We start from the raw sequence: 23,418 nt of genomic DNA, 5'->3' as shown, positions 1-23,418 counted from the left end.
ATGTCGCCAAGGCTTAGCCTTTGGTGAAGTCAGGATAGGCTTCCATACCCAGTTCGGAGACGTCCAGACCGTTGATCTCGTCCTCTTCGCTGACGCGGATGCCCACGACTGCTTTGAGGATGAGCCACAGAACCAGCGAGGCTACGAAGGTGAAGACACCGTAAGCTGCGATACCTGTCAGCTGCGCGCCGATGGTGGCGGAGCCAGAGAAGGCAACAGCGATGGTGCCCCAGATGCCTGCAAAGAGGTGAACCGGGATGGCACCGACGACATCGTCGATTTTCAGTTTGTCGAGCATTGGCACGGTCAGCACGACGATGACACCACCGACACCACCGATCAGCAGCGAGCCGAAGAGGGAAGGTGCGAGAGGTTCTGCAGTGATCGACACGAGGCCAGCCAGTGCGCCGTTCAGGATCATGGTCAGGTCAGGCTTTTTGTAGAGAAGCTGTGTCAGGATCAGAGCGGCCAGTGCGCCGGCTGCTGCGGCCATGTTGGTGTTGGCGAAGATGCGCGATACGTCGGTGACGTCACCCACGGTGCCCATCGCCAGCTGCGAGCCGCCGTTGAAGCCAAACCAGCCGAGCCACAGGATGAACGTACCCAGAGTGGCGAGCGCAAGGTTGGAACCAGGCATCGGAATGGTGCGGCCGTCTTTGTACTTGCCGATACGTGGGCCCAGTACGATGGCACCAGCGAGAGCAGCCCAGCCGCCTACGGAGTGTACGATGGTGGAGCCAGCGAAGTCGGAGAAGCCGAGTTCAGACAACCAGCCGCCGCCCCACTGCCAGGAACCGGAGATCGGGTAGAGAATACCTGTCAGGACAACAACGAAGGCCAGGAAGGGCCACAGTTTGATGCGTTCTGCCAAAGCACCGGACACGATGGACGCGGTTGCGGCAACAAACATCAGCTGGAAGAAGAAGTCGGAGCCAACGGAAGCGTAATCCAGAGCAGCGTCTGCAGCGCCAAGGCCAACAGGCTCAAGCGTTGTGGGGACGAAGTTGAATGCGAAGAAGCCGTTGAAGTCGCCAGGGTACATCAGGTTGAAACCAACCAGCCAGTACATGATGGCCGCGATGGAGAAGAGCGCCATGTTTTTGGTCAGCTGCATGGTCACGTTCTTGGAGCGCACGAGGCCTGCTTCGAGCATCGAGAAGCCTGCGGCCATCCAGAACACAAGGAAGCCACCCACCAGGAACAACAGGGTTGTCATGATGTAGGGGCCGATTTCGTTGAAGTCCGGCACAGCGGCTTCTTCTTGTGCAAAGCCCAAGCTCGGCAGCGCGATCAGCGCGGCGGGCAGGACCAGTTTCGTGAGGGTTTTCATAAGCGTATTCCTTCCTTGCGGCGCCTTAGATGGCGTCTGCGTCCGTTTCGCCGGTGCGCACGCGAATGGCTTGCTGCACGTCGAGCACAAAGATTTTGCCGTCACCGATTTTGCCGGTTTGGGCGGTTGTTGTGATGGTTTCGACAACCTGGTCGGCCATGTTGGCTGCAACCACGAGTTCGAGTTTGACCTTCGGTACGAAGTTCACAGCGTATTCCGCGCCGCGATAGATTTCTGTGTGGCCCGACTGAGAGCCGAAGCCCTTGATTTCGGTGACCATCATGCCGCGTACACCGATGTTGGTCAGCGCCTCGCGGACCTCCTCGAGTTTGAACGGCTTGATCGTTGCAATAATCAGTTTCACCTTGTTCCCCTTTGTCGTGAGCGGAGCGTCCCTCCGCGTCTTTGCAGTCGCAGAAAAGACCTCTGGGCTGCCGAAAACGAAGGCTTGATTGGAATTTGGGCGCCAAAAACGGCGGCATATGCTCAAAAAATAGGCGATACAGGCGCTTCGCTTAAAAATTAATCGAATAGTGTACGGTTTTGGCGCTGCCTTTGGCTCTACAACGGGGTGGGACTTCGCTAGACTGAGCAAAAATATCGTGGCGAGCAGGGCTACTTGATGAGTGATTCACGTCGGAAGAAACCGCCTTTGGTGGCGGAGAAGCGTTTTGGCAAAGCCACGACGAAAAAAAGCGCGACCAAACGTACGAGCAAGGCCACGCCAAAGAAGACAGCGCGCAAGCGGCGCGCGGCTCCGAAGCGTCCGGCCAAGAAGCGCAATCCAATTGTTGCGTTTTTTCTGGGCATTTTCGGTTGGATCTGGCGGGTGACCTGGGCATTTACGTGGCGCATTGGTCTGGTGGTTGGCCTTGTGGTCGGCTTGGCCATTGGATTTGTCTATCTGCAATTGCCTGACGTGGACGAGCTGTTGGATGGACGCGCACGCGGGTCGGTGACATTGTTGGATCGCGACGACAGAGTGTTCGCCTGGCGCGGAGACCAATTTGGCGGTGCGGTGACCGCAGAAACCGTGTCGGAACATTTGAAAAACGCGGTGGTGGCGACCGAGGACAGGCGGTTTTATTGGCATTTCGGGGTGAGCCCGCGCGGTGTCGCGAGCGCTGTGCGCATCAACCTGAAAGAAGGCCGCGGGCCATTGTCGGGTCATGGCGGCTCTACCATTACGCAGCAGACCGCCAAGCTTTTGTGTTTGGGTGAACCTTACAAAGCCGAAGACTGGGAGAGCGAAGCGGCCTATGTGCAGGACTGTCGTCAGGGATCGCTGTGGCGCAAGGTGAAAGAGGCCGTCTATGCGATGGCGATGGAAACCAAATATACCAAGAACGAAATCCTGTCTGTTTATCTGAACCGCGCCTATATGGGCGGTGGAGCCTATGGGGCGGAAGCGGCGACGCAGCGCTATTTCGGTAAGCCGGCGGCCAACGCAACGCCTGCCGAGGCGGCAATGTTGGCGGGGCTTTTGACCAAGCCGTCGTCATTGGCGCCTACGGCCAATTTGTCGCGCTCTCAGGATCGCGCGGCGACCGTGCTGCGCCTGATGAACGAGCAGGGGTATCTGACGGATGAGGAGACCGCCCGTTGGCAGACCAATCCGGCGACTTTGTCCGTGGCCGCTGCGGAAAACGCGGGCGGGTATTTTGCGGATTGGGTGATGTCGACGGGCCCCGAGTTTTTCACCCGCAACACCACAGAAGATGTGATTTTGAAGACCACTTTTGACGGGCGCATTCAGCAGGCCGCCGAAGACGGGCTGGCGTGGGTGTTTGAGAACAAAGTGCGCGAAGGGTCCAAGGCGCAGGCAGCGATTGTGGTCATGAGCGCGGATGGCGCGGTGCGCGCAATGGTTGGCGGGCGTCAAACCAAAGTCAGCGGTGCCTTCAATCGCGCGGTGCAGGCAAAACGGCAGACCGGCAGTGCGTTCAAGCCGTTTGTCTATGCCACGGCACTTGATCTGGGCGGGCACTATGACGACCGCGTCGTTGATGAGCCCTATTGCCAGACCATTCCGGGATCGGGCGAATGGTGTCCGAAGAATTATACCGGCAAGTATTATGGTGACGTGACGCTGTCCTTCGCGCTGATGAATTCGCTGAACATTCCGGCGGTGAAAGTGTCCGAACAAGCAGGACGTGAAAACGTGCGCACCGTGGCCAATATGTTTGGCATCGAAAGTGATCTCGCAGCGGGACCGGCACTGGCGTTGGGTGCATCGGAAAGCAGTGTGCTTGAGATGGCGGGTGCGTACGCCGGTATTCTGAACGGTGGGTCGTCGGTGACGCCCTATGGGTTGGTTGAATTGCGCCTGATGGGGGATGAAGATCCGCTGATGGGCACGGGTGGCGGTATTGGCGAGCGGGTGATCTCGGGCGCGGCGGCGCGCGAGTTGGTGTGGATGATGGAGAAAGTCGTCAGTGAAGGCACCGGTGGACGGGCCAAGATTGACGGCTGGCAGGTGGCCGGAAAGACCGGCACAACACAGGCTGCGCGCGACGCTTGGTTCATCGGCTTTACCAATGAATATGTCGCGGGCGTCTGGATGGGCTATGACGACAACACGCCGCTCACTGGGGTGACGGGTGGCGGTCTTCCGGCGGAGATCTGGCGGGAAACCATGACGCGCGTGCATGAGGGGATCGAGCCGCGACCCTTGCCAGCCTTTGTGCCAAAGCCCCAAGCGCCGAAAGCACGCGCCGGTCAGCGTCGTCAGCAAAATGGGCTGGAAGGCGTTGTGAACGGGATTTTGAAGGACATTTTTGGCGGTCGCTAAGGCGAAGCTCGGCGTCGGCGATGTTCTTTGTTGCCGGTCTTTGCGCGGAAGTGGACGGGATATGCCAAAGATACCTGGCCAGAAAAGGCGCTGATAATGGGCGCCTTACGCTCTGCCTATCCGGCCTTTTTGAGGTCCGCGATCAGCCCGTTGATGTCGCCGCGATTCTTGTCGAGCATTGCGCCGATTTCGGATTTTTCCGACAGGCGCAGCGAGATGCCTTCGATGATCATGTCAAAAAACTTGCTGCTGCCGGAGCGGTCGGACACTAGAAAGTTGACCTCAAACGGCGATTGGCCGCGCAGGCGGGCGAGGGCTTTGACCTCGTGGAAGCTCTTGACCTTGCGCACACCTTGCACCTCGATCTGGCCGCCAACAAATTCGTTAAACCGCTTGCCGTATTTGCGCGCGATGTAGCCTTGGAATGCTTTGGTATAGGCGCGGGTCTGGCTGCTGGACAAGCCGCGGGCATCCGGGCCAAGCGCGCTGCGGGCGATGACGTTCACGTCGGCGTATTTGGCGAATACCTTTTCGAAATCGCGGATCATTACGTTCAGAGATTTGCCCGACGCGATGACCTTGTTGATGTCAGCGACAGCGCGATCGATCAGTGATCTGGCCTGAGCATCCGTCAGCGCAAAAGCCGGTACAGCCAGAGCGGCAAAGGCAGCGGTGGAAGTCAGAAAAAAGCGTCTGCGGGTAACCTTAGAAATCGTCATACGGGTCCTCGTAAGGGTCAAAGCCAGCTTCGCCGCCTTCGGATGTGGTGTCTATCCCAAGCTCGAAGCGGCGATTTTGCAAATAGATGATACGGGCCTGCGCATAGCTGTCGGCGCTGTCATAGAGGATTGAGTCAACCGTGTCGCTGTAGTCGTAGCGGTTGCCCATGGCGTTCACGACATAGGCGGCAGGGCCAATGTAGCGTTGCGGGTCACGCAGGACGACAAAGAAAGGATCCATGACAATGTCCACCATCAGGCCCACAGAGTCGCGTGTGGTGGACGGGCCGAGGAACGGCAGTTCGACATATGCGCCTTCGCCGGCGCCCCAGACGTGCAGAGTTTCACCAAAATCGGAGTCGTGGCGTTTCATACCAAACAGCGAGGCCACATCCACGAAGCCGCCAAAGCCAAGCACCGTATTCATCACAAAGCGCGCGGCGCTGTTGCCAGCGGCGGGCAAGTCACCTTGCAGAGCATTATTGATAACGTCATTGGGCAACGACAAGTGATCGCTGAAGTCTGTGACGCGGTCACGGATCTCTTGGGGAACGACGGTGCCGTATCCGTTGGACGCGGGCGACAGCAGGATTCTGTCTACGCCTTTGTTGAAGCCGTGGGCAGCGCGGTTGTTGCCCTCATAGGGGTCATAAACCAGTCCTCGATCGACCTTGTTGGCAGAGCCACAGGCCGTGACCAAAAGGGCCGCGCACAGTATGGCGGGTCGTAAAATCGCGTTGCGCGTGATCTTTAGACGAGATGACACCGTATAATTTCTCAATTAGTAAACACTTCAAGGACATTTAGTCGAACAAATCATGGACCAAAATGGTGCGCAGAGATTCTGTAGCGCCTGTGGCCAATTAGAAACAGTAAGGCCCCTTCGGGTATGATTGCCATAGTTTTGTGGCAGGCCAAAGCAAGAAGACGCAGGATTGATTGATGAACGCCAGATCCCCCCACAACGGATTGGAAGAATTGCGCAGCGCGCGGGCGGAAAGCCGGACGCTGTATTGGGCCGTGGGATTGTTCAGCGTCTTTGTGAACTTGCTGATGCTGACCGGACCGCTTTTTATGTTGCAGGTTTATGACCGCGTGTTGGGCAGTCAGTCCGAAGAGACGCTGTTTGCGATGGCCCTTTTGGCGACGTTCCTGTTTGCCATGATGGGTATTCTGGATTTTGCGCGTGGGCGTGTGATGGCACGCGTTGGGGCGCGGTTTCAGGCGCGGATGGACCGCCGGGTGTTTGACGCGGCGATGCGCCGGTCAGCGCTGGGTACGTCGCAGCGGGCGGAAACCGGGTTGTCGGATCTGGAATCGGTGCAACGCTTGATGACGTCTCCGGTTTTGATGAGTGTTTTTGACTTGCCGTGGACGCCGGTCTTTTTGGTGGGCATCGCACTTTTTCACCCTTGGCTGGGCGCTTTGGCGATTGTCGGGGGTGGTGTGTTGATTGTGGTGACGGTGATCAACCAGTTCTCAACCCGCCGTTTGTCGGCGGAGATGGCCACAGCTGGCCATTACGCCAACCGGATGTCGTCGCAAATGCAGGGCGAAGCCGAAATGGTCAGTGCGCTGGGCATGCGTGAGGCAGCGTTCGGCAGGTGGGAAAAAGCCCGCGACCGGTCGTTGTTGGCGACCTTGGCCGCATCGGATCGCGGGGGCGGATTTTCGTCGGTGACCAAGACATTCCGGCTGTTCCTGCAGTCGGCGATGTTGGGGCTTGGGGCCTATCTGGCGCTTAAGGGCGAAGTCAGCCCAGGGGCGATGATTGCAGGTTCAATTCTGTTGGGTCGCGCTTTGGCGCCGGTGGAGCAAGCGGTGAACCAATGGCAAGTTGTGCAGGCCGCGCGCCGTGGGTGGACGAACCTCGCGGCGTTGCTGAGTGAAGTGCCACCCGAGCCGCAGCGCACCAAGTTGCCGGTGCCGGACGCACGGCTTGAAGTGCAGCAGTTGACGGTGCTGCCGCCCGGAGAGTCGCAAGCCACATTGCGCATGGTGAGTTTTGAATTGAAGCCCGGTCAGGCTGTTGGCGTGATTGGGCCGTCAGGTGCAGGGAAATCAACCTTGGCACGGGCCTTGACCGGTGTGTGGCGTCCTGCCGGTGGCAAAGTGCGACTGGATGGGGCCGCATTGGAGCAATACGACCCCAATGATCTGGGCAAATACATCGGATATTTGCCGCAGCGGGTTGAGCTTTTTGACGGGACAATCGCGGAAAACATTGCGCGGTTGGCCGAAGCGCCGGACCCTGAGATGGTTGTTGCTGCTGCGCGCAAAGCGGATGCGCACGAGATGATCCTGAAGCTGCCGAACGGCTATGACACGCAAGTGGCCGCACATGGCGGGCGCCTGTCTGGTGGACAGATCCAACGGATCGGGTTGGCGCGGGCGATGTATGGCGATCCGGTGTTTATGGTGCTTGATGAGCCGAACTCCAACCTCGACAACGAAGGCTCTAATGCGCTGAACAATGCGATCAGGGCTGCGAAAGCGGAAGGGCGGTCTGTGCTGATTATGGCGCACCGGCCGGCTGCGATCAAAGAATGCGATCTGTTGCTGATGCTGGAGAATGGCGGGCGGCGGGCGTTTGGCCCACGGGACGAAGTGATGAAAGACGTGTTGAAAAATTATCAGGATGTGCAGGGCGGGGCCGGTCCGGGGGGCGTGCAATGAGCAACGCGGATAAGTCGCGGAACCAATTTGGTGTGCGCGGACCTTTGATCTTTGGCATCCTCGCGCTGGCGGTGTTGTTGGGCGGATTTGGGACATGGTCCGTGATGACCGAGATTTCCGGCGCCATCATCGCATCGGGCCGGGTCGAGGTGGACCGCAACCGTCAGGTGGTGCAACACATTGACGGTGGCATTGTCACCGAAATCAAAGTTGATGAGGGCGACATCGTAGAGGCGGGACAGCTGTTGATCCGCTTGGACGACTCGTTGCTGGAGTCCGAACGTACGGTGGTGGAAGGCCAATTGTGGGAGATGATGGCGCGTCGCGGTCGGCTTGAGGCGGAACGTGACGGGTTGGAAGAGATTGCCTTTGAGCTGGATCTTCTGAAGGCGGCGGCAGAGGACGGCGATGTGGCCGGGATCGTCGGCGGCCAGCGCAACCTGTTTCACGCGCGTCGCGATACGTTGAAGCAAGCCAACGAGCAACTGAACAAACAGGTTGTGCAGATCGGAAACCAGATTGAAGGAATCAATGCACAGATTCAGGCGATGGGCGTGCAATTGACCCTCATTCAGCAGGAATTGGCGGATCAACAGCAACTTTTGGACAAAGGGTTGGCGCAGGCGGCGCGGGTCTTGGGATTGCAACGCGAAGAAGCGGGCCTTGCGGGGCGCGTGGGCGAGTTGACTGCGAACCGCGCGCAAGCCGAAGGGCGCATCACCGAGATCGACATTGAAAAGCTAAAGCTGACGACGGCGCGGCGCGAAGAAGCGATCACCACACTGCGGGATCTGCGATTTAGCGAGTTGGAGTTGATCGAGAAGCGCTTAAGTATCTTGTCCCGATTGGACCGGCTTGAGATACGGTCTCCGGTGGCAGGCGTGGTCTATGGTCTGCAGGTGTTTGCGTTGCAATCTGTAATCCGGCCAGCTGATCCAGTGCTGTTCGTGGTGCCACAGGACCGGCCGCTGGTGATCGCGACACAAGTGCCGACAATCCACGTCGATCAGGTTTATCCCGGCCAGGACGTGACCTTGCGCTTTTCGGCGTTTGACCAGCGCACCACACCCGAGTTGATCGGGCGGGTGACGCAGATTTCGGCGGATGCGTTTCAGGATGAGGCGACGGGCATGTCGTTTTACCGCACCGAGATTGAGTTGGCGGAGGGCGAGGAAACCAAACTGCCCACAGATGTCGCGCTGATCCCGGGCATGCCGGTGGACGCCTATTTGCGCACGCAGGACCGCACACCGCTGGCGTATTTGATCAAGCCGTTGTCGGACTATTTCGTGAAGGCCTTCCGCGAGAATTAAACGTGGTGGATTTGCACTTTTAAAACGGGTCGTGGCGGATTAGCGTCGCCGCGACAACCGTGATGGGAGCTAAATCATGAGTGCTATTGAAACACGTCTTGCAGAACTGGGTGTGAGCCTGCCTGATGTGGCGGCACCTGCCGCCAACTATGTGCCGTTCGTTCAGGTCGGTGACATCGTCTATATCTCTGGTCAGATTTCACAGAATGCCGATGGTTTGATCCTCGGCAAACTCGGTCGCGACCTTGAGACCGACGCAGGTGCCGCAGCCGCCAAAACATGCGCCATTGGCCTTCTCGCTGCAGTAAAAGCTGCCTGTGGCGGCGATCTGGACCGTTTGGTGCGGGTGGTCAAGCTGACCGGGTTCGTGAACTCGACCGGCGATTACACCGAGCAGCCCAAAGTCATCAACGGCGCGTCTGATTTCCTTGTCGAAGCGCTGGGCGAAAAGGGCCGTCATTCGCGGTCTGCTGTATCCGCCGGAGCACTGCCTTTGGGTGTTGCTGTCGAGATCGAAGGCATCTTCCAGATCAAATAAGGGGGCGCTATGCCCAAATTGGACCCTCGTTTTGTCACGACGCCATTGGCGCATCGGGCCTTGCACGATGTCACTGACGGGCGTCCGGAAAACAGCCGCGCGGCGATCCGCGCGGCTATTGACCATGGCTATGGCATTGAAATAGATCTGCAATTGTCCCGCGACGGCGTGGCAATAGTATTTCATGACTATCAGCTTGAGCGGTTGGCCGAGGCCAAGGGCGCTGTTCAGCAGCGCACCGCGGCAGAGTTGGCCGGGATCCCGCTTAAGGGCGGAGATGAAGGCATCCCCACATTCGCCGAGGTGCTGGCGCTGGTGGCGGGGCGGGTGCCTGTGTTGGTCGAGATCAAGGATCAGGACGGTGTGATGGGGCCAAACATCGGCGCGCTGGAAGAGGCGGCGGCGCGTGATGTGGCACGCTACGACGGGCCTTTGGCCTTTATGTCGTTCAATCCGCACAGCGTCGCGAAACTGGCGGAATTGGCACCGGATGTGCCGCGCGGGATAGTGACGGATGGCTATTCTGCGCAGGATTGGCAACTGCTTAAGCCAGCAGTGCGCGATGAGTTGCGCCAGATTGCGGAGTACGACCGCGTGGGCGCGTCGTTCATCAGCCATCAGGCCAGCGACCTGAAGCGGCCACGGGTGGCGGAGCTTAAGGCGGCGGGCGCGCATGTGTTCACCTGGACGATCCGGTCGGCCGAGCAGGACGCCATTGCGCGGCAGGTTGCGGAAAACGTGACCTTTGAGGGCTACCTCGCGGCATTTCCCGACGTCTGAGCGATCCATGTGCTTGCAGCCGGCGTAAAACTTGCCAGATAGTATCAGAGCAAGGAGGCGCAAATGGACGGCGGACAGATCGAAATCGAATTGCACATGTCGCTGGCGTCGATCCCGCGTGAAGTGTGGGACGCTTGCGCCTGTCCGGAAGCCGAAGACGGTGAGCGCGCGAATGATCCATTCACCACACATCGGTTTCTAAGCGCACTTGAAGAGAGCGGATCGGTGGGGCCGGGCACGGGCTGGCAACCGCGATACCTGACGGCCAAATCTGACGGGCATATGATTGCGGTGGCGCCGCTTTATGCCAAGTCGCACAGTCAGGGCGAATATGTATTCGATCACAACTGGGCGCATGCCTATGAAAATGCCGGCGGGCGGTATTATCCGAAATTACAGGTGGCAGTGCCGTTTTCACCCGTAACAGGACGGCGGTTTCTGACGCGTCCGGGATTTGAGGCTGCGGGACAAGCAGCCTTGGTGCAAGGCATGGTGCAAGTGGCGTCGGACAATGAGGTATCGGGCGCGCATATCACCTTTTGCAGCGACGCAGAGGCGGCGGCGGGCCGCGAAATGGGCTTGTTGCACCGAACAGGGCAGCAGTTTCATTGGGTGAATGACGGCTACGGCAGTTTTGATGATTTTCTGGCGGCACTGAGTTCGCGCAAACGCAAGAACATCCGCAAGGAGCGCGCCACCGCACAGGCGTTTGGTGGTGAGATTATTGCTGTCACAGGCGGCGATATTGAGCCTCAACACTGGGACGCGATGTGGCAGTTTTATCAGGACACCGGCGCGCGCAAATGGGGCTCGCCTTATTTGACGCGGGCGTTTTTTGACATCGCGCATGACACCCTGCGCGACGACATTCTGATGGTTTTTGCAATGCGCGATGGCGTGCCTGTGGCCGGTGCCATGAACATGATCGGACGCGAGACGCTTTATGGGCGGTATTGGGGCTGTGGGGAGCATCATGCCTGCGTGCATTTCGAATTGTGCTACTATCAGGCGATTGATTGGGCGATTGCCAATGGGTTGAAGACCGTGGAAGCGGGCGCGCAGGGCGAACACAAGCTGGCGCGGGGGTACTTGCCGGTGGAGACCCATTCGCTGCATTGGATACGCGACGCGGGGTTTCGCGAGGCGATTGCCAACTATCTGGAAGCGGAGCGGGCAGCTGTCAGCGAAGAGATTGAGGTGTTGACCGGCTGGGGGCCATTTCGCAACGCACCACAGGAGGACCACGAATGAGCGAAGTATTGAGCGACGCGGCGCGGGACGCCGTCTTGGGGCCGCTGTTTGAGAGCGGCTGGCACATGGTTGAGGGTCGCGACGCGATCACCAAAACTTTCAAGTTTGGCAGTTTTGTGGAGGCGTTTGGCTGGATGACGCGGGCCGCGATGTGGGCGGAAAAATGGAACCACCATCCGGAGTGGTTCAACGTCTACAACCGCGTTGACGTGGTGCTGAGCACACATGATGTGGGCGGGCTTTCGGCGCTGGATGCCAAGCTGGCCCGCAAAATGGACGGGTTGGTCAACTAGGTCGTCCGCGTTTTGACGCGCGGACGACGCAAGTGGCGTAAGTTAAAGTGCGTCGAGGATGGTTTCACCGGCCGTGAAGGTACAGACGCCGCGCTCTTCTTCTTCGTTCAACAGGTCCACAACGCCGTCGGTTACGATCGCGGCAAAGCGGCGGGTGCGGTTGATGAAACCCACGGGAGGCGCGGAAAAATCCAGCCCCATGGCCACTGTCAGCGTGCCGTCCGGATCGGTGAGCATGGTCACGCCTGCCTCGGACGCGCCCATTGACTTGTCCCAGGCGTCCATGACCCAAGGGTCGTTTACCGACATACAGATCACCTCGTCGATGCCTTTGGCTTTGAGGGCGTCTGCGTTGCGCATAAAGCTTGGCAAATGCGCGGCAGAACAGGTCGAGGTATAGGCGCCGGGCAGGCCGAAAAGCACAATTTTGCGTCCCTTGGTGAGGCTTTCGAGAGCGACCGGTTCGGGACCGGCGTTGCCAAGTTTCATGAGGGTGCCCGAGGGCAATGTATCGCCAGCTGAAATTGTCATGGGAGGTGGTCTCTTTGTTTGCGTTTCCTGTGGATGGCGATATAGGCTCGCGGGCGGTTTAGGCAAATCAAATAAGGGAGAGTGACGTGACGCAGATTGTTGTGATCGGGGCCGGACAGGCCGGAGCGTCTTGTGTTGCAAAGCTGCGTTCAGGTGGGTTTAGCGGCAAGATCACTTTGATTGGCGAAGAACATGTACCGCCTTATCAGCGTCCGCCTTTGTCCAAGAAATACCTGTTGGGAGAGATGGACGTCGAACGGCTTTATCTGCGGCCCGAGAGTTACTATGGCGAGAACGCCATCGACCTGCATTTGAATGAAACCGTGACCGCGATTGACCGCGCCGACAAAGTGGTGATCGCAGGCGGGCAGCAGGTTTCCTATGACTCGCTGGTGCTGGCCACCGGATCGGTGCCACGGCGGTTGCCGCCAGCAATCGGTGGCGCGCTTGAGGGCGTTCATGTTGTGCGGACGTTGGCTGACGTAGACGGCATGGCGCCTGAGTTTGCCGAGGGGCGCAGCGCGCTGATCGTGGGCGGCGGTTACATCGGGTTGGAAGCCGCGGCGGTGGCGGCGTCCAAAGGGCTTAAGGTGACGTTGGTGGAAATGGAGGATCGCATCCTGCAAAGGGTCGCGGCGCCACAAACCAGCGACTATTTTCGCGATTTACACAGCGCACATGGCGTCGAGATCATCGAAGGTGTCGGGCTTGAGCGCCTGACCGGTGAGGGGCGCGTAAGCGGTGCTGATTTGAGTGACGGGCGCAGTCTGGATGTGGATTTTGTAATCGTTGGCGTGGGCATCGGGCCTGCGACGGCCTTGGCGGAGGCGGCAGGGCTTGAGATAGACAATGGTATCAAGACTGACGCGCAGGGACGGACTTCTGATCCGGATGTCTGGGCGGCGGGCGATTGCGCGTCTTTTCCGTATCGCGGCACCCGAATCCGGCTGGAAAGCGTGCCAAACGCGATTGATCAAGCCGAGGTGGTGGCCGAGAACATTATGGGGGCGGGCAAAGAATATGTCGCCAAGCCGTGGTTTTGGTCGGATCAGTATGATGTGAAGTTGCAGATTGCAGGTCTGAACACGGGATACGACCACGTGGTACGGCGTGACGGCGAAGGTGGGTCAGTGTCGTTCTGGTACTACCTGGGTGATGCGTTGCTGGCGGTGGACGCGATGAATGCGCCGCGCGATTACATGGTGGGCAAACGCTTGATTGAAAGCGGAAAATCTCCGGATGCGGCGGCGATTTCGAACCCTGATACAGATCTCAAGGCGCTGATGCGTGGCTAAGGAGCAGTCATGCGGATTATAGCAGGAGAGTTTCGCGGGGTGGCACTGGCGAGCGTGGGGAAAGGCGATGCAGGCGCGCACTTGCGGCCCACGACGGATCGCGTGCGCGAAAGCCTTTTCAACGTGCTTTTGGGCGGTAAATTTGGCAACCCGATCGAAGGTGCGCGGGTCCTTGACCTGTTTGCAGGGACCGGAGCGTTGGGGCTTGAGGCGTTGTCACGCGGGGCGGACCATGTGTGTTTTGTCGATGACGGGCGAAAGTCCGGTCAGTTGATCCGCGACAACATTCGCATCACGCGCGCCAAGCCGCGCACCCGGTTGATGGCGGCGGATGCAACCCGGCTACCAGAAAACACGGAGGCGCCTTTTGATTTGATCTTTCTCGATCCGCCTTATGGTAAGGGATTGGGAGAAACCGCGCTTGGGGCCGCATCCAAGGGCGGCTGGATAGACGACGCGGCGCTGGTTGTCTGGGAAGAAAGTACACCAAAACAGGCGCCAGTCGGGTTTTCGACTTTGGATCAGCGTCGGTATGGCGACACGCATGTGACCTTTTTGGAACCAGCGGATTAACGGCGCAGGGCGAGAGAGCAGGCTCGGATGGGTGGATTCCCGCACCGGAAGATCCGTTCTGAGCAAAGGGGGGCCCAAATTTGTTGAGAATTGACGTGCTGGTTGCGCGTGGTTTCGATTTGGATTGAGTGCGTTAGACCTCCGTTAACGCCATACTTTTTATGGTTTCGATAGCGGAAATTTATTTCGGAGCACTTATTATGATACTCAATCTCGAAGGCATTACGTTTCGACATATCATGCCCAATTCGTTCGGCACGGCAAATGACGGGGGCGAAATCGCTTCCTTTCAAAACGCGGGCGCCGATTTGAAAGACCTTTCCGGTTGGCAGGTGTGGGTCATACCCACAGGATCCGATGGGCCGGATCTTGGGCAAAACGGGCTGGCGCATGAGTTTGCAAAGGACACGTTTCTGGCGCCGTGCGAGCCGCTTTGGGTGGTGACCGAGTTGAGCCAGGACGAGTATTGGCGTGATGTCGCCGCGCAAGCCGAGATCGGGGAACACTCTGTGAGCGCAGGGCGGCAGGATCGCAACATCGAAAGCCCGGTCGCCCTTGTGAACCCGGGCACGGGTGAATACATCGTTTCCAGCATGGCTGAGGCATCTGGGGTATTCCACGATTTGCCAGGGTTCCCGGGGTCCTTCAAAATTGGCGAGATCGCTGGTGCATTGACGAAAAATAGGGTCGATGCGGGCTATGCCTATCAATACGACGTGGCCTGACAACGCAGCGGTTTACGTAGCGCGACGTGACAGAACACCTTGAGGGAACCCTTTTTATGGGGCGCAAACAAGGCAATTGGAACGGTGTGGAACGAACGTTCCGGTTCCGATTCAAGGCCACGCCAAGTGTTGGTCGCTGCGTTGGCCTTGATCAGATGCAGCGGTTTTGTTCAGCGGCGGGTCGGGTGAAAAATGCCGGTCGGGGATAGAGTAAAGATCTCAAACCCAGTCGCCGTCACTCCGATGGAGTGTTCAAACTGTGCGGAAAGTTTTTTGTCGCGCGTGACGGCGGTCCAGTCGTCTGCGAGCGTGAAAGTTTCCGGCCGACCCAGATTGATCATGGGTTCTATGGTGAAGAACATGCCCTCTTCCAGAACGGATTCTGTGCCGGGTTTGCCATAGTGCAGCACGTTGGGCTTTGAGTGGAACACCTGACCCAAACCATGGCCGCAGAAATCGCGCACGACCGACATCTTGTGGCTTTCGGCATAGCTTTGGATGGCGTGGCCAATGTCGCCAAACGTGTTGCCGGGCCTGACTGCCTCGATACCCTTCATGAGCGCGTCATGAGTGACATCAATCAGCTTTTTCGCGTGTTTCGATGGGGTTCCGGCAATGTACATGCGGCTGCTGTCGCCAAACCAGCCGTCAACAATTACCGTCACATCGATGTTCAGGATATCGCCATCCTGAAGGCTGTCGTTGGTGCGCCGTTTTTCGAGGTCTTTGGAGACGGTTTCGCCGGCGCTTTTGGGAATCGGCGCGCCGGGAATGCCGTGGCACACCACATGGTTTACTGAAATGCAGCTGGCGTGTTCATAGCCGCGGTAGCCGATTGTCGCGGATTTGGCGCCGGCGGCGTCGACTTTTTCCTCGATGATCCGATCGAGTTCGCGGGTGGATTGCCCCGGAAAGACATGTTCAGCGATCTCATCCAGAATGCGCGCTGTCAGCGCGCCGGCGGCGTGCATGCCGGCGAAGTCGGAAGAATCGTGGATGCGGATGCCGTCCTTGGTCTGGCGGGCCTTGCCGATCATCTTGTGGTGCTCCGTAAAAAAAGTGGGTCTGAGGCTATTTAAGGGCTCTTTGCGCAAAGAACCAGAGGCGGCGCAAAACGGGGGCTTTGCCCCCGTCACAAACAGGGTTTGTGACTCCCCCAGGATATTTGGTGCAAAAGGAAGATGACGGGAGGTTTTAGGCTCAAACCGCAAGTTTGAGCCACGCCCAACACATTGACGCGCAGCTTGCTGTGGGGGCAAAGAGGCGGGAGGGCATGGCGATCAGAGGTGACGTTTGAATGGCAAAGGGTCGCCAACCTCGATGGCGGTGGGTGTGATATTGCAGCTCAGGGCCATCACTTCGACGCCTGATGCGATGGCGGCGTCAAAGGCGGAGGCGTAGGTCGGGTCGATGTCTGAGGCAAGTGTGACGGTGTCCGCATCAGTGCGTTGCACAAGGTAAAGCATCATCGCGCGGTGGCCCTGTCCGATCATGGATTGCAGTTCGGCCAGATGTTTCGTGCCGCGCGCGGTGACGCTGTCAGGGAATTCGGCGAGGCCGGCCTGACGCGATAACGTGACGGATTTCACTTCGACATAGAGGTCGGGTTTTGTGTCATCGGTCAGTAGAAAGTCGATGCGGCTGTTCTCGCCGTATTTCACTTCGGGGCGCACATTTGGATATTCGGCGAGGGCAGCAATTTCGCGGTTCAGCAGCGTGCCTTTGAGGGCGCGGTTGGGCACCGAGGTATCGACGCCGGTGAAGTGGCCGTTTTCGTGATCCACCAGACGCCAGCCGTAGTTGAGCTTTTTCTTGGGATCATCATTGGGTTCCAGCCATATTTTCATACCCGGATCAGCCAGACCCATCATCGAGCCGGGGTTGGCGCAATGGGCCGTGATTTCAGACCCGTCCGCCAGACGGGCGTCCGCAAGGAAGCGTTTGTAGCGGCGGATCAGCACGGCGGGTACAAGGGGGGTGGAAAACTGCATGACCCCAGACGTATAGAGGGCTGTATCCTCTGGCAAGTGATGGAAACGGGAGTAGACGCTATGGCAAATCCGACGGCGGCAATGTTGGTGATTGGCGATGAGATCCTGTCAGGGCGCACGCGCGATGCGAATATGCATTTCCTTGCGGGCGAGTTGACCAAGTTGGGGATCAGTCTGAGTGAAGTGCGGATTGTGGCAGATGACACGCCGCAGATTGTGACGGCGTTGCAAGCGCTGAGCGCAGGGTACGACACCGTGTTCACGTCGGGCGGCATTGGGCCAACGCATGATGATATTACGGCTGATTGTGTCGCAGAGGCCTTTGGTCAAAGCATTGATGTGCGCGCTGATGCGGCCGCGTTGTTGCAGGCGCATTACGATGCCAGCGGGCAGGAGTTTAACACCGCGCGTCAACGCATGGCGCGCATTCCAGAGCATGCCACATTGATTGACAATCCGGTGTCGGTTGCACCCGGATTTACCGTGGGAAATGTGCACGTGATGGCGGGCGTGCCGATGGTGTTTCAAGCGATGGTCGCAAGCGTTTTGCCGACCCTCACGGGCGGCGCGCCTTTGTTGAGCCAGACGCTGCGGATTGATCGCGGTGAAGGTGATATTGCCGGACCCTTGGCCGAGTTGGCAGCGGAATTTGCCGATCTGTCGATTGGGTCTTATCCCTTTCAGAAAAACGGTGCGTTTGGGGCCAATATTGTCATTCGCGGCACGGACGGCGCGCGGGTTGATGCGGCGATCACGAAACTCGCGGGGATGTTTGCATGAACTTGCCTACGGTGCAGACGTTGTATGACGTGACCGAAGCAACCTGGCCGCCGGCAGACCGGTTTGACGTCGGGCCATTCACCATTCGCGACGGGCAAGGCGGCGGCAAGCGGGTTGAGGCTGCGACCGTCAACAGGGTCTTTGACGGGGCTGACATTGATGGCGCTGAGGCGGCGATGGAGGCCTTGGGTCAAGTCAAGCTGTTCATGATCCGTGACGGGGACGCCGCGCTGGATGCCGCATTGGCCGAAAGAGGCTATGGCGTGATTGATCCGGTGAATATCTACGCGGCATCTGCTGCTGACATCGCCACTGAACGCCCGCCGCGCACTGCGGCCATTCCGGGGTGGGAACCTCTGAAAGTTATGGAAGAGATATGGGCGTCGGGCGGCATTGGACCTGCGCGGATCGATGTGATGAAGCGCGCCAAGGAACCCAAGACCGGCTTCGTGTCACGATGGAACGACAAGCCCGCGGGCACGTCTTTTCTGGCGATGCACGAAGGTATCGGCATGGTGCACGCGGTTGAGATTTTGCCGTTTCAACGCCGCCAGGGCGTCGGGCGGTTTTTGATGCGCCGCGCCGCTTTTTGGGTGCTTGATCAAGGCGGGCATACGCTTTCTGTGATTTGCACCCAAGCCAATGACGGAGCTAACGGGCTCTACGCTTCCCTCGGCATGACGGTTGTGGGACAGTATCATTACAGACAAAAGACGACGGATTGAGGAGGAGAACTCATGTCGACACAGGGCAAACCAACGGCTTTGGACATTCCGATGGCGGACCCGCTGCCGCCGGAAACGCAGCGCTACTTCGAGATCTGTCAGGAAAAGCTGGGCATGGTGCCCAATGTGCTTCAGGCTTATGCGATTCACGTCGAAAAGCTGAACGCGTTCACGGCGCTTTATAACGACCTGATGCTGGGCGAGAGCGGGTTGAGCAAGCTGGAACGTGAGATGATCGCGGTGGCGGTGAGTTCGATCAACAAATGTTTTTACTGCCTTGTGGCGCATGGCGCCGCCGTGCGGCAGCTGTCAAATGATTCGATGCTGGGTGAGATGATGGTGATGAACTGGCGTGTGGCCGATTTGGATGTGCGGCAACGAGCGATGCTTTTGTTCTCCGAGAAAATGACCATGGCGAGCTACACCATCGAAGAGGCCGACCGCCAAGGGCTGCGCGATGTCGGGTTTTCGGATCGTGATATATGGGACATTGCCAATGTGGCCGGGTTTTACAACATGTCTAACCGGGTCGCTTCGGCGACCGACATGCGGCCCAATGACGAGTACCACGCGCTCGCGCGATGATATGGCGCGTCGCCATAGCACTGGCCCTTGGGGTCGGGCTGCCTGCGGCGGCGTTTGAACCTGCGTTGCCGGATGGCGCGCAGGCTGTGGCAACCGAGCCGGCAGAGTCACGGATTTATGCGCTGCCGACTGGCGCATACGAGGACGGGGCGGTTCCGGTGGATCGCGTGCCGGGCGAAGTGCGGCGCCGTAGCTGGCGGATCGCTAGCGGGTTTGACGGCACGGCGACTTTGGCGTCACGACTGGCGTCGCAGTTGCTTAAGGACGACTATGACATCGTGTTCTCGTGCGATGCTGCGGCCTGCGGGGGGTTTGATTTTCGGTTTGACGTCGAAGTCATGCTGCCGCCGCAGATGTTTGTTGATTTGTCAGACTATGTGTTCCTGTCCGCGTTAAAATCGTCGGATGCGAGGCTGCACGCGGTGGGTGTCATGATTAGCCGAACCGCTGAGGCCGGTATGGTTCAGGTGATTGACGTCGGCCCCTCTAAGGAGATTTTGCGCGGGCGGCCAAAGCTGCGGCCGGGATCTGTGCCCGATCAACAGACACTCCCGCAGGCGTCGACAGGGGCCTATGCTTTGGAAACTGTCGGGTACAAAACGTTACGCGATCTGGAATTTGAAACAGGGTCTTCGCAACTTGGAGCAGGGCCGTTTGGCTCGCTCAGCGAGTTGGCGACGTTTTTGAATGCAGACGCGGGTCGGCGCGTTGCTTTGGTCGGGCATACCGATGCCGAGGGCGGTCTGGACGTGAATATCGAGATTTCGCGCAAGCGGGCGGTCGCAGTCATGCAGCGGTTGATTGAAGCGCATGGTGTCGCCAAGGAACAGCTTGAGGCGCAGGGTGTCGGGTATTTGGCGCCAGTGGCCTCAAATCAAACCGACGCCGGGCGTACAGCCAATCGGCGGGTTGAAGTGGTTTTGTTGAATACGGAGTGAGGGGGCCGCAGTGTCCCGCAGTTTTGCGGACAAAAAAGACCCGGGTCATGCAGAAACCCGGGTCGCAGGTGCTTTCGCGGTGAAAGCCAGGGAATTTCGGTGTAGTGAATGCTGTTACCAGACGCTGGGGCCTTTTTCGGCAAACGCGTGCACCAAGAAGTCTATGAAAGCGCGCACTTTGGGCTGGGTAAAGCGGCCGGGTGGGTAAACCGCATAGATGCCTTGGGTTTCCATGGGCAGGTCCGGGATCGCGTCCATCACCAAGCCTTGGTCCAGCGCATCTGCGTAGAGGAAGCTGGGCAGATAAGCGATGCCGAGACCGGACACAGCCGCGTTCAACAGGGATTGGCCGTCATTCACCGAAAGCCAGCCGGCTGTGCGAACCTGACGTTTTTCACCAGAAGGTGCGGTCAGTTTCCAGACAGCGCCGTTGGATTGGCTCGAATAGTGCAACAGCTTGTGATCGTTCAGATCGTCGATCTTCTCGGGGCGGCCGTATTTTTCGAAATAGGCCGGCGAGGCGATCATACGTTTGGTGGTTTCCGTCAACTTTCGGGCCCGCAGGGTGCTGTCTTCCAGCTCGCCAATGCGGATCGCCATGTCAAAACCTTCGGAGATCAGCTCAACGTAGCGGTTGTTGAGCACCATGTTCACGGTGATTTCCGGGAATTCAGATAGAAATTCGCCCAACACCGGAGATAGGTGGTTCACGCCAAAATCGGTGGCCACTGAGATGCGCAGCAGGCCCGAGGGCGCCGATTGCATAGAGGTGACCAGCGCGTCGGCCTCACCCGCGTCATTCAGAACGCGGCGGGCGCGATCGTAGTAAGCCAAACCAATTTCGGTTGGGCTGACACGGCGTGTGGTGCGGTTCAACAGGCGGGCGCCAAGGCGGGCCTCAAGGCTAGAAACGTGTTTGGACACCGCGGATTTGGAGATGCCCATTTTGCGGGCTGCATCCGTAAATCCACCTTGGTCCACCACTGTGGCAAAAGCTTCCATTTCAGTCAGGCGGTCCATCCACTCGTCCTTTTCTCGTCGTTGGGGACAAGGAATGACGCCCAAATCAGGCAGGATGAGGGCAAAGGGCAGACAATATCTGGATTTTGTCGGGGATCGTTTGCGGCAAGGAAACAGAGAAACAGTGATTGTTTCGCTGGAAACGGTGGGGAAAGAGACAAAAAGGGCGCCATGTTTGGCGCCCTCTTGTTACTTAAGGTGTGCGATCAGAGCGCGGCTGCGAGACGTGTACCCTGGTTGATGGCGCGTTTGGCGTCGAGTTCAGAGGCCACGTCGGCGCCGCCGATCACGTGACAGGTCACGCCTTCGGCCTCTAGTGCGTCGGCCAGCGAGCGGTTGGGCAGCTGACCTGCGCAGATCACCACATTGTCTACATCCAGCACGCGCGGGTTCTCGCGCGCTTCCCCAAAGGAGATGTGCAGACCGTCGTCGTCGATCCTTTCATAGTTCACGCCTCCCAGCATTTCGACGTTCTTCATCTTAAGTGCTGCGCGATGGATCCAGCCAGTGGTTTTGCCCAGACCCTTGCCAAGCGCTTTGGCTTTGCGCTGCAAAAGGATAACCTGACGCGCTGCGGCATGTGGTTGCGGACCTTCGGGGGCCAGACCGCCGCGATGGGTTTCAGGATCGGAGACGCCCCATTCGACCATCCATTCTGGCAGGTTCTCTGTCAGGCTTTCGCCTTCGTGCACCAAGAATTCCGACACATCAAAGCCGATGCCACCCGCGCCTATCACGGCGACTTTCTTGCCCACAGGTTTCTTGTGGCGCAGCACATCGAGATAGCTCAACACCTCGGGGCGATCCTGACCGGGAATTCCGGGGTCGCGCGGAACGATGCCTGTGGCGATGATCACTTCGTCAAAGCCCGCCAGCGCATTGGCGGTGGCTTCGGTGTTGAGTTGCACGATGATGCCAAGATCAGCGATCATGACCTCGTACCAGTCGACCAGACCAAAGAATTCCTCTTTGCCCGGCACCTGTTTGGCCACATTCAGTTGACCGCCAAGTTTATCGGCGCGGTCGATCAGCGTGACCTTGTGACCACGTTGAGCCGCGGTCATGGCAGCGGACAGGCCAGCAGGGCCAGCACCGACGACGGCGATGGATTTGACATCCTCAGTTGCCAGAATCGGCAAGTCGGTTTCATGGCAGGCGCGCGGGTTGACCAGACAAGACGTCAGCTTGCCGCCAAATGTGTGGTCCAGACAGGCTTGGTTGCAGCCAATGCAAGGCGCGATGGTGTTGCCTTTTCCTTCGGCGGCTTTGTTGACAAAGTCGGAATCCGCAAGGAACGGACGCGCCATCGAGATCATGTCGGCGCAACCTTCGGCCAGCACATCCTCGGCCACTTCGGGCGTGTTGATGCGGTTGGAGGTGATTACCGGAATGCCGACTTTGCCCATCAGCTTCTTGGTCACCCAGGCGAACGCACGGCGCGGCACGGAGGTGGCGATGGTCGGCACGCGGGCCTCGTGCCAGCCGATGCCGGTGTTGATGATGGTGGCGCCGGCTTTCTCGACTTCTTGTGCCAGTTGCACCACTTCTTCGTGGGTCGAGCCATTGGGCACCAGATCGATCATCGACAGGCGGTAGATGATGATGAAGTCCGCGCCTACGGCCTCGCGGCAGCGACGCACCACTTCGATGGGCAGGCGGATGCGGTTTTCATACGACCCGCCCCAGCGGTCTTCGCGCTTGTTGGTGTGGGTGACGATGAACTGGTTCAGGAAGTACCCTTCCGAGCCCATGATCTCGACGCCGTCATAGCCAGCCTCGCGGGCACGCACGGTGGCAGTGACAAAATCCTGGATTTGTTTTTCGAGGCCGTCTTCGTCCAGCTCTTTGGGCGGGAAGGGAGAGATCGGCGATTTGATTGCAGACGCCGACACACATTCGGGGCCATAGGCATATCGGCCTGCGTGCAGGATTTGCATCGCGATTTTGCCGCCACCGTCGTGCACACGGTCGGTGATGATCTTATGATTGGCGATGTCTTGGTCGTTAAACAAACCGGCCGCGCCGGGGAAAACGCCGCCTTCTTTGGACGGGGCCATGCCGCCTGTGACAATCAGGCCAACTCCGCCACGGGCACGCTCACCATAGAATTCAGCGACGCGGTTCCAGTCTTTGGTCTCTTCAAGACCGGTGTGCATCGATCCCATCAGAACGCGGTTTTTCAGCGTGGTGAAGCCAAGGTCGAGCGGGGCCAGCATATGCGGGTATTGGGTCATGGGTGTGTCTCCTCAGGGGCGCCCGCGCGCAAGACTGCGTGGGTGCTTTATGCTTTACCAAAACGTAAAGCGGGACCTCTGTCATCTTGAACGCCGCGTCATGAGACCCAGCGTCACAAGAGACAGACACCTCTCCGCATTGATTGGCACACAAAGTCCGCGCGCTTCCTGGCCCTGTTTTGGCTTTCTGTTCAGCAAATACCTCGGGGTGGTGCCAGCTTGCTGGTTCCAAGGGGCAGAGCCCCTCAAAACGAGGAAAGGCTCAAGGCGCGGCCTTGAGCCACGCCCAACGCCGCGCGTCGTCGTCAGACGTCAAGCGGAGGCGGGAGC

23 protein-coding genes are annotated in these 23,418 nt (G+C 58.7%); 14 read left to right on the top strand and 9 right to left on the bottom strand.

The annotated features are described in order from the left end of the window. Positions 1–13 precede the first annotated feature (13 nt). Positions 14–1,330: an ammonium transporter gene (gene amt / locus SHIM_RS12550; protein ID WP_054003018.1), complete on the bottom strand. Its 1,317-nt coding sequence runs from the start codon at positions 1,328–1,330 to the stop codon at positions 14–16. A 25-nt stretch (positions 1,331–1,355) separates the two neighbouring features. Beyond that, entirely contained in the window at positions 1,356–1,694 is a 339-nt protein-coding gene (locus SHIM_RS12545) for a P-II family nitrogen regulator (RefSeq protein WP_054003188.1), read from the bottom strand. 258 nt (positions 1,695–1,952) lie between these two features. Here SHIM_RS12545 and SHIM_RS12540 point away from each other — a divergent pair, with 258 nt between their 5' ends. After that, positions 1,953–4,121, top strand: coding sequence for a transglycosylase domain-containing protein (locus SHIM_RS12540; protein ID WP_054003017.1), 2,169 nt, complete (start codon positions 1,953–1,955; stop codon positions 4,119–4,121). A gap of 116 nt (positions 4,122–4,237) precedes the next feature. Here SHIM_RS12540 and SHIM_RS12535 read toward each other — a convergent pair whose 3' ends face one another. Then, a complete protein-coding gene (locus SHIM_RS12535) occupies positions 4,238–4,840 on the bottom strand; it encodes an MlaC/ttg2D family ABC transporter substrate-binding protein (RefSeq protein WP_054003016.1) in 603 nt (200 codons plus the stop codon). Then, on the bottom strand, positions 4,827–5,606 hold the full coding sequence (locus SHIM_RS12530; RefSeq protein WP_241488866.1) for an MlaA family lipoprotein: 780 nt from the start codon (positions 5,604–5,606) through the stop codon (positions 4,827–4,829). The genes SHIM_RS12535 and SHIM_RS12530 overlap by 14 nt, the downstream gene beginning before the upstream one ends. Before the next feature lie 176 nt (positions 5,607–5,782). On the opposite strand from SHIM_RS12530, the gene SHIM_RS12525 reads away from it, so the two are divergent. The 6 genes from SHIM_RS12525 (at position 5,783) to SHIM_RS12500 (ending at position 11,691) form a co-directional block, all read left to right on the top strand. Further along, positions 5,783–7,516, top strand: coding sequence for a type I secretion system permease/ATPase (locus SHIM_RS12525; protein ID WP_054003015.1), 1,734 nt, complete (start codon positions 5,783–5,785; stop codon positions 7,514–7,516). Next, positions 7,513–8,829, top strand: a complete 1,317-nt coding sequence (locus SHIM_RS12520) for an HlyD family type I secretion periplasmic adaptor subunit (RefSeq protein ID WP_054003014.1) — start codon at positions 7,513–7,515, stop codon at positions 8,827–8,829. The genes SHIM_RS12525 and SHIM_RS12520 overlap by 4 nt, the downstream gene beginning before the upstream one ends. A 76-nt stretch (positions 8,830–8,905) precedes the next feature. After that, complete coding sequence (locus SHIM_RS12515; RefSeq protein WP_054003013.1) at positions 8,906–9,367, top strand: RidA family protein; 462 nt, start codon at positions 8,906–8,908, stop codon at positions 9,365–9,367. A 9-nt stretch (positions 9,368–9,376) separates the two neighbouring features. Continuing rightward, complete coding sequence (locus SHIM_RS12510; protein WP_054003012.1) at positions 9,377–10,147, top strand: glycerophosphodiester phosphodiesterase family protein; 771 nt, start codon at positions 9,377–9,379, stop codon at positions 10,145–10,147. A 63-nt stretch (positions 10,148–10,210) separates the two neighbouring features. Beyond that, positions 10,211–11,398, top strand: coding sequence for a GNAT family N-acetyltransferase (locus SHIM_RS12505; protein WP_054003011.1), 1,188 nt, complete (start codon positions 10,211–10,213; stop codon positions 11,396–11,398). After that, on the top strand, positions 11,395–11,691 hold the full coding sequence (locus SHIM_RS12500; RefSeq protein ID WP_054003010.1) for a 4a-hydroxytetrahydrobiopterin dehydratase: 297 nt from the start codon (positions 11,395–11,397) through the stop codon (positions 11,689–11,691). The genes SHIM_RS12505 and SHIM_RS12500 overlap by 4 nt, the downstream gene beginning before the upstream one ends. 42 nt (positions 11,692–11,733) lie before the next feature. Here the strand turns inward: SHIM_RS12500 and SHIM_RS12495 are convergent, their stop codons facing one another. Further along, a complete protein-coding gene (locus SHIM_RS12495) occupies positions 11,734–12,222 on the bottom strand; it encodes a peroxiredoxin (RefSeq protein ID WP_054003009.1) in 489 nt (162 codons plus the stop codon). 86 nt (positions 12,223–12,308) lie between these two features. Between SHIM_RS12495 and SHIM_RS12490 the strand changes: the two genes are divergently transcribed. The 3 genes from SHIM_RS12490 (at position 12,309) to SHIM_RS12480 (ending at position 14,815) form a co-directional block, all read left to right on the top strand. Beyond that, a complete protein-coding gene (locus tag SHIM_RS12490; protein WP_054003008.1) occupies positions 12,309–13,517 on the top strand; it encodes an NAD(P)/FAD-dependent oxidoreductase in 1,209 nt (402 codons plus the stop codon). A gap of 9 nt (positions 13,518–13,526) precedes the next feature. Then, a complete protein-coding gene (gene rsmD / locus SHIM_RS12485) occupies positions 13,527–14,090 on the top strand; it encodes a 16S rRNA (guanine(966)-N(2))-methyltransferase RsmD (RefSeq protein ID WP_054003007.1) in 564 nt (187 codons plus the stop codon). A gap of 200 nt (positions 14,091–14,290) precedes the next feature. After that, positions 14,291–14,815 (top strand): hypothetical protein, encoded by a 525-nt coding sequence (locus SHIM_RS12480; RefSeq protein WP_054003006.1) that lies wholly within the window; start codon positions 14,291–14,293, stop codon positions 14,813–14,815. A 170-nt stretch (positions 14,816–14,985) separates the two neighbouring features. Here SHIM_RS12480 and map read toward each other — a convergent pair whose 3' ends face one another. Further along, entirely contained in the window at positions 14,986–15,852 is an 867-nt protein-coding gene (gene map / locus SHIM_RS12475) for a type I methionyl aminopeptidase (RefSeq protein ID WP_054003005.1), read from the bottom strand. Between the two features lie 243 nt (positions 15,853–16,095). After that, the gene (gene sfsA, locus SHIM_RS12470; RefSeq protein ID WP_054003004.1) at positions 16,096–16,806 is read right to left on the bottom strand and encodes a DNA/RNA nuclease SfsA; all 711 of its coding nucleotides are present in this window, start codon (positions 16,804–16,806) and stop codon (positions 16,096–16,098) included. A 60-nt stretch (positions 16,807–16,866) separates the two neighbouring features. Here sfsA and SHIM_RS12465 point away from each other — a divergent pair, with 60 nt between their 5' ends. The 4 genes from SHIM_RS12465 to SHIM_RS12450 are packed head-to-tail and all read left to right on the top strand — an operon-like array spanning position 16,867 to position 19,834. Next, positions 16,867–17,586, top strand: coding sequence for a competence/damage-inducible protein A (locus SHIM_RS12465; protein WP_054003003.1), 720 nt, complete (start codon positions 16,867–16,869; stop codon positions 17,584–17,586). Continuing rightward, complete coding sequence (locus SHIM_RS12460; RefSeq protein WP_054003002.1) at positions 17,583–18,311, top strand: GNAT family N-acetyltransferase; 729 nt, start codon at positions 17,583–17,585, stop codon at positions 18,309–18,311. The genes SHIM_RS12465 and SHIM_RS12460 overlap by 4 nt, the downstream gene beginning before the upstream one ends. 12 nt (positions 18,312–18,323) lie before the next feature. Beyond that, on the top strand, positions 18,324–18,896 hold the full coding sequence (locus tag SHIM_RS12455) for a peroxidase-related enzyme (protein WP_054003001.1): 573 nt from the start codon (positions 18,324–18,326) through the stop codon (positions 18,894–18,896). Next, entirely contained in the window at positions 18,893–19,834 is a 942-nt protein-coding gene (locus SHIM_RS12450) for an OmpA family protein (protein WP_054003000.1), read from the top strand. Before SHIM_RS12455 ends, SHIM_RS12450 begins: the two co-directional genes overlap by 4 nt. A 114-nt stretch (positions 19,835–19,948) precedes the next feature. Here SHIM_RS12450 and SHIM_RS12445 read toward each other — a convergent pair whose 3' ends face one another. Together SHIM_RS12445 and SHIM_RS12440 are read right to left on the bottom strand one after the other, a co-directional pair. Further along, complete coding sequence (locus SHIM_RS12445; RefSeq protein ID WP_054002999.1) at positions 19,949–20,854, bottom strand: LysR family transcriptional regulator; 906 nt, start codon at positions 20,852–20,854, stop codon at positions 19,949–19,951. A 206-nt stretch (positions 20,855–21,060) separates the two neighbouring features. Continuing rightward, entirely contained in the window at positions 21,061–23,088 is a 2,028-nt protein-coding gene (locus SHIM_RS12440) for an NADPH-dependent 2,4-dienoyl-CoA reductase (protein WP_054002998.1), read from the bottom strand. Positions 23,089–23,418 lie beyond the last annotated feature (330 nt).

The sequence above is a fragment of the Shimia sp. SK013 genome, assembly GCF_001292625.1.
Taxonomy (GTDB): Bacteria; Pseudomonadota; Alphaproteobacteria; order Rhodobacterales; family Rhodobacteraceae; genus Shimia.
This window is presented reverse-complemented; position numbering and strand designations above follow the sequence as displayed.